The sequence below is a fragment of the Actinospica acidithermotolerans genome (genome assembly GCF_018139625.1).
GTDB lineage: Bacteria > Actinomycetota > Actinomycetes > Streptomycetales > Catenulisporaceae > Actinospica > Actinospica acidithermotolerans.
Genome location: NZ_JAGSOH010000255.1, coordinates 1 through 2,520 on the forward strand (window position 1 = coordinate 1; position 2,520 = coordinate 2,520).

The following is a 2,520-nucleotide window of genomic DNA, read 5'->3' on the forward strand; positions in this document are numbered from 1 at the left end:
GTTCCGTCGCGGCGTCGGGCGGATCGTTCGTTGCCATGGCGTCCCCTCCCCAGGGTCCACGAGCATTAATTGAACGCGTTCGAAAATAGCAGAACCCGAACGTCGCCGACATCGCAGGGTCCGCGGAAGCCGGGCAGAATACGAACCGCGGGCAGACCGCCTACCTCACCTCGACCTACTTCTCCTTCTCCAGCTCCTTCGCTGCCTCGTCGAGGCGGCGGAGGGCGGCGTAGGCGGTCTGGGGGTCGCTGGTCGGCCAGAAGGCGGGCAGGCCGGCGCGCAGGAAGGTGGCGTAGCGGGCGGTGGCGATGCGGGAGTCGAGGATGGCGACTACGCCGCGGTCGTTCTGGGCGCGGATGAGGCGGCCCGCGCCCTGGGCCAGCAGGAGGGCTGCGTGGGAGGCGGCTACGGCCATGAAGCCGTTGCCGCCGGACTTGGCGACGGCCTCTTGGCGGGCGTTGGCCAGGGGGTCGTCGGGGCGAGGGAACGGGATGCGGTCGATGATCACCAGCTGGCAGGACGGGCCGGGGACGTTGACGCCCTGCCAGAGCGAGAGCGTGCCGAACAGGCAGGCGCGCGGGTCCTGGCTGAAGCGCTGGATGAGCTGGGGCAGCGAGTCCTCGCCTTGGAGCAGGATCGGGTAGCCGAGGTAGTCGAGGCGGTGGCGCATCTCGGTGGCCGCCGCGTCCGCCGCGCGCATGGAGGAGAACAGGCCCAGGGTGCGGCCGCCCGCCGCGGCGATGAGCTCGGCGATCTCGGCGAACTGCTCCTCGCCGAGTTCGCGGCCGGGGGCGGCGAGGTGCTTGGCGGTGTAGAGGATTCCCTGCTTCGGGTAGTCGAAGGGGGAGCCCACGTCCAGGGCCTGCCAGGGGATGGGGTGGTCCTTGGTCTCGTCCGCCTCTGCTGCGCCGGCATCTGACGGGTCGTCGGACGCGCCGCCGTCGATGCCGCCGCCATCGTCGCCGTTGCCGCCCGCGGATTGCGCCTCGATCATCGCCGTGCGGTCGGGGCGTTCGCCTTCGAAGCGGTCGGCGCGCTCGGAGGGGTAGAGGCCCAGGGTGCCGGCGACGGAGTCGAAGCTGCCGCCGATCTTCAGCGTGGCCGAGGTGAGGATGGCCGGGGTGCGGGCGAAGAGGCGGCGGCGGAGCTGCTGGGCGACCGAGAGCGGGGCGATCCTGAGCGCGGTCATGCGCTCGGAGCGGTCCAGCCAGACGACGTCGTACTCGGAGTGCTGCAGGATCCGGTCGGTGATCTCGAAGAGCTGCTCGACGCCGGCCTGCGCCTGCCGCCGTGCTCCCTCGTCGCCCGTTTCCCTGTTGCGGCTCTTGCCCAGGGCGGAGACGGCGTCGCGGGCCGCGTCGCGGAGCATCGAGAGTGCGGCGGCCAGGGGTTCCGGCAGGTCGTTGAGGCGGCCGGGCTCCACCTCGTCGAGTTCCGCGCCGAATTCGGCGGCGGCGAGGTCCAGCTTCTGGGCCGCCAGCTCGTCGATGTGGCGGTGGCAGCGGCGGGCGGCGCGGTCGGCCAGGCCCGCGGTGAGCTCGCCGGAGTCGGCGCCGGTGGCCCGGGAGACGAGCTCGTGGGCCTCGTCGATGATGACGGCGTCGTGCTCCGGCAGCACCTTGACGTCGCCGTCGAAGGTGTCGATGGCGAGCAGCGCGTGGTTGGTGACGACGAGGTCGGCGGAGCGGGCTCGTTCGCGGGCGAGCTCGGCGAAGCAGTCCTGGCCGAAGGGGCACTTGCCCGCCCCGAGGCATTCGCGGGAGCTGACGGAGACCGTGCTCCAGATGCGGTCGGACACGCCGGGGGCGAGGTCGTCGCGGTCGCCGGTCTCGGACTCCTCGGCCCACTCGCGCACGCGCAGGACCTGGCGGCCCATGTCCGACAGCTCCTTCGGGTTGAACAGGCCGTCCTGCTCGGCCTCCTCCTCGCCGCCCGAGTTGATCTTGTTCAGGCAGACGTAGTTGTTGCGGCCCTTGAGCAGCGCGAACTCGGGGGCGCGGTCGAGCTGCGGGGCCAGCGCCTCGCTGATCAGCGGCAGGTCGTGGGCCACGAGCTGCCGCTGCAGGGCGAGCGTCGCGGTGGCCACGATGACGCGGCGCTCCTTGCGCGCCAGGGCGTGCGCGATCGCGGGGACGAGGTAGGCGAGGGACTTGCCCGTGCCGGTGCCGGCCTCGACGAGCAGCGGGTCGCCGTGGCTCAGCGACTCGGCGACCGCCTTGGCCATCTGCTGCTGACCGGGGCGCGGTGCACCGCCCACCGCGCCCACCGCGGCGTCCAGCAACCCGTCGAGATCAGCTTTTCCCATGGCGGATAAGCCTAAGGGGTTGGGCTGACAGTCGCGGACCGTGCGGGTGGGTACGGCGCCCGCCAAACGGAGGTCGGCCGGCCGGCGGACGGGAGTCGGCCTACCGGCGGACGAGCGCCAGCGGCCCGCCGGACGGAGGTCGACTGCCCGCCGGACGAACGTCTGCGGCGCCTCAGACTGAGGTCGGCGGCTCGGTCGGGTTCTGGGGCTCGGGC

At 72.4% G+C, this 2,520-nt stretch carries 1 protein-coding gene; it reads right to left on the reverse strand.

Going from position 1 to position 2,520, the window contains the following annotated elements; translation table 11 throughout:
* Window positions 1-175: 175 nt before the first annotated feature.
* Window positions 176-2,305, reverse strand: coding sequence for an ATP-dependent DNA helicase (locus KDK95_RS37300; protein ID WP_282971766.1), 2,130 nt, complete (start codon window positions 2,303-2,305; stop codon window positions 176-178).
* Between the last annotated feature and the right edge of the window lie 215 nt (window positions 2,306-2,520).